This window comes from Kitasatospora sp. NPDC048407 (genome assembly GCF_043200475.1).
Classification (GTDB): Bacteria; Actinomycetota; Actinomycetes; order Streptomycetales; family Streptomycetaceae; genus Kitasatospora.
This window is the reverse complement of the sequence record NZ_JBICXW010000047.1, coordinates 1-4247: the sequence shown is the minus strand read 5'-3', so window position 1 is coordinate 4247 and position 4247 is coordinate 1. Positions and strand designations below refer to the sequence as shown.

Below are 4247 nucleotides of genomic sequence, written 5' to 3'. Positions count from 1 at the left end.
GCTGCTGCCGGTCGCCGAGTTCGACCAGTGGCTCCCGGGCGACAAGCGGGGCCGGGTGCTGCTCACCGACACCGCCCGCGCCGCCACCGAACTGCACGTCCGGCCCGACCTGTTCGGCGGCCGGCCCGCCACCGAGCTGTTCGCGCCGCTGGCCGAACCGCAGCCGGCCGGCCTCGAGCTGCCCGGAAAACCGGCCCGGATCGACCTGACCGTGGCCGCCCACGTCGCCGACCGCCCCACGGGGATCCACCCACCCGGTTGGGCGCAGCCGGAGGTGACGGCACCCGATCTCTGGCTCCACCTGCGGGACGCCTTCGGCGCGCAGTACCGCGTCCTGGTGCCGCAGCTCCCGGCCCAGGGCGAAAAGTCCTTCTCGGTCGACCTGGACGCGCTGACCGCCGCCCCGCTCGGCTCGGCCGCCGCGCCGCTCAGCCTGACCGGCTTCGAGCTGACGTACGGCACCAACAGCAAGGACTCCGCCAGCGAGGTGACGATCCGCCGGCTGGCCGTCTCCGACACCGCGACCGGACCGGCCACGCCCGTCCCGGCGCCCCCCGGCACCTGGAGCGGCACCGGCACCCCGGTGACGGTGACCGGCGACGGCGCCGAGGACCGGCTGGTGACCGTCGCGTACACCCCGGCCCAGGGCGAGGGCGTGAACGAAAGCAAGCACACCCTGGTGCTCGCCCCCGGCAGCGCCCCGTCCGGCCCGGAGGTCAAGGCCCTGGCCACCCGCACCTACCTGACGGACTCCGGCGCCAAGGTCGGCGACCTGATCAAGGTCCAGCTCGGCAGCACCAGCATGCCGGTCCGGATCACCGACCAGGTCGAGGCACTTCCCGTGTACGGCGACACCGGCCTGCTGCTCGACCTGGCCGGCACCCACCGCTGGCTGACCGACCACAGCGCCGAGGTCCCGCCCGTCACCGAGTGGTGGCTGCCCGCCACCGGCCCCGGCGACCGCACCCCCGCCGAGGCCGCCGCCGCCCTGCGCGCCGGGCCGACCGCCCAGCAGCTGACCCTCCGCGAGGAGGACGCCGCCGCCCGCTCCGGCGACCCGCTGAGCGCCGCCCCGCAGAGCGCGCTGGCCGCACTGGCGCTGGCCGCCGCCGTCCTCGCCACCATCGGCTTCGTCGCCGCCGCGGCCGCCTCGGCGGGCGAACGGGCCGGCGAGTCGGCGGTGCTGATGGCCCTCGGCACGCCGCCGCGGCTGCTGCGCCGCACCGCCGCCGCCGAACAGGTCGTCCTGGTCGGCATCGGCACCGGTGTCGGGCTGCTGCTCGGAGCCGCGCTGGCCCACCTGGTGGTGCCGCTGGTGGTCCTCACCCCCGCGGCCCGCCCCCCAATGCCCGAAGTCCTGGTCGGGCTGCCGCTCGGCCAGGTGCTCGCCCTGGCGGCCGGGACCGCCGCCCTGCCGCTGCTGTCCGCCTTCCTGGTCGGCAGCCGTCGCGACATGGCCGCCCGGCTCCGGTTCGTGGAGGACAAATGAGCACCCCGGCCCCCTGGATCCGCACCCGGCTGCGCGCCGCGCCCCTGGGCGCCCTGCTCACCGCCGCCCTGGCGTTCACCGTGGTCTTCCTGTCCGCGGCCCTTCCCCGGGCGCAGGACCGCGGGGCGGACGGCGCGCTGCAGAGCTACCTGCACACGGTCGGCCCGACCGCCACCAGCGTGCAGGTCACCGCCGCCGTCCCGAACAACGGCGACACCCCGCAGCTGCTGGACTCCACCGCGGAGCAGATCGCCGCCGCCATCGGCCCGGTGCTCCCGCTCGACCCGAGCGGCCCGGTGTACGGACGCCGGGGCGCCCAGGCGCGCAGGCTGCCCGACCCCGCGCTGATCCGCCCCGAGGGCGTCCCGCCGGAGTTCGCCCTGCAGTACCAGCACGGGGCGCGCGAGCACCTGAAGCTGACCGCGGGCCACTGGCCGGACAGCCCGCCGGACGGCGGGCCGATCCCGGTCGCACTGTCGGCGTCCGCCGCCGAGACCGTCGGGGTCAAGCTCGGCATGGTGCTCGACGGCACCAAGTCGATCCTGGACCGCATCTCCGTGCCGCCGAACACGTCACAGATCCGGGTGGTCGGCTTCTACACCGTCGACAACCCGTCGGACCCGTTCTGGGACCGGTTCGGCTGCGCGGTCGCGGCCTGCACGAACTACACCCCCGGCGGCCCCGGCCAGCCCCCGGAGAAGTACTGGTACGCCGTCGCGCTGACCGGTTCGGAGAACATGTCCCGGATCGGCGAGTGGGGCCACGGGGCCGAGGACTACTGGCGGCTGCCGGTGCGGGTGGACGCGCTGCGGGCCGACCGGCTCCAGCAGACCTCCTTCGGCCTCGCCTCCGTCACCCAGGGCCCGGTCTCCATCAAGCTGACCAACGGCCTCGGACGGATCAACCTCCGCGTCACCAGCCCGCTGCGCACCATGATCGACAACGCCTGGGGGCGGCAGCGCGCCATCGACTCGCTCACCGAGGTCGGCCCCGCCGGCGCAGCCGGGGTCGCCGCCGTGGTGCTCTGCCTCGCCGCGGCGCTGACCGCCGAACGGCGCACCGCGGAACTGCGGCTGCTGCGGGCCCGCGGCGCCTCGATCCGCGGCACGTGCCGGCGGCTGCTCGGCGAAGGCTCGCTGACCGTACTGCCCGCCGCCGCACTCGGCGCGCTGCTCGCCTTCACCCTGCTGCCCACCCCGCGCTGGCTGCCCGCCGCCGTCGCGGCCGGCTCGGTGACCCTGCTCGCCCTGCTGGCCTTCCCGGTCCGGGCGGCGCTGCTGCTCCGCGACAAGGCCGGCAGCGGCTTCTCCGGACGCCGCCGCCTGATGGCCGAACTCGCCGTGCTGGCCACCACCGCGGCCGCCGTCACCCAGGTCGTCCGGCGCGGGGTGGCCCCGGCCGGCGAAGGGGTGGACCTGCTGCTGGTGGCCGCCCCGCTGCTGCTCGCGCTGACCGGCGCGCTGCTGCTGGCCCGGATCCAGCCCGCCATGATCGGACTGCTGGCCCGCTGGGCCGGGCGACGGCCCGGCGCCATCGCCTTCCTCGGCCTGGCCCGCGCCGCCCGCGGCAACGGTCGCTCGCGCCCCTCGGCGCTGCCGCTGCTCGCCCTGGTGCTCGCGGTGACCTGCGGCGCGGTCGGCGCCACCGTCCTGACCTCGGTCGCCGCCAAACGCACCGAGGTCGCCCGGTACAGCATCGGCGGCGACGTCTCGGTCAGCGGCGGAACACTCGCCGGACTGTCGGACGCCTTCCTCTCCGCCGCCGACCGGCTGCCCGGCGTGGACGTCTCCCTGCCGGTCTGGACCGACGACGACGTGACGCTGACCTTCGGCAACGGCGGTTCGGTCCGGGTCAACGTGGTGGTGGCCGACCCGGTCAAGTACGCGAAACTCGCCGACATCGCCGGGCGGGGCCGGTTCGACCCGGCGGTCTTCACCGCCCAACCGGACAGTGCGATGCCCGCCCTGGTCAGCAGCGACCTGCCGAACGGCACCTTCAACCTCCGGCTGGCGGGCGGCGAGGCGGTCACGATCCACACCGTCGCCGTCGCCGACGGCACCCCCGCCTTCAACGGCGCCGAGAACACCACCGTGGTGCTGCCGCTCGGCGCGGCCAAGGACCTGCTGCCCCGGTTCGGCGCCCCGAAGAAGTGGCTGGCTATCGGAAACATCGACGACGCCGCCGTGCGCGCCCTGGCCGCCCAGTACCTCGGGCCGGCGGCCACCGGCGACCAGCCGGGCCACGTGGTGCGGACCCGCACCGCCGACACCGCGAACCTCGGCGACGACCCGCTGCAGGCCTCGGCCGAGCGGATGTTCTGGGTCTCGGTCGGCGCCACCGCGCTGTTCGCGGTGCTCTCCGTCCTGCTCACGCTGTTCCGCGCCGGCCCCGAACGCGCCGCGACCCTGGCCCGGCTGCGCACCATGGGCCTGCGGCCCCGGCAGGGGCTGGCGCTGATCCTCACCGAGGCACTGCCGCAGTCCCTGGTCGCCGCCCTCGGCGGGGCACTCACGGCCGTGTGCGGCGTCCTGCTGCTCGGCCCCGCCGTCGACCTCGCCCCACTCGTCGGCGCCGACACCCCCACCGGACTGCGGCTCACCGCCGCACCGATCCTTCAACAGGCCGTCGGGCTGGCCCTGCTGGCCGCCCTCGCGGTGCTGGCCGAGGCCGCCGTCACCGCCCGCCGCCAGATCACCACCGAGCTACGAGCGGGAGACACCCCATGAGCACTCCGCCCCCGAGCCTGGACGAGCTCCGC

1 protein-coding gene and 1 pseudogene are annotated in these 4247 nt (G+C 76.0%); both read left to right on the top strand.

What is annotated here, in order from left to right; translation table 11 throughout:
• Positions 1-1489: pseudogene (locus tag ACGFWJ_RS36120) on the top strand (hypothetical protein); the annotation flags it as partial.
• Positions 1486-4215 (top strand): hypothetical protein, encoded by a 2730-nt coding sequence (locus ACGFWJ_RS36115; RefSeq protein WP_392956986.1) that lies wholly within the window; start codon positions 1486-1488, stop codon positions 4213-4215. The pseudogene ACGFWJ_RS36120 and the gene ACGFWJ_RS36115, both read left to right, overlap by 4 nt.
• Positions 4216-4247 lie beyond the last annotated feature (32 nt).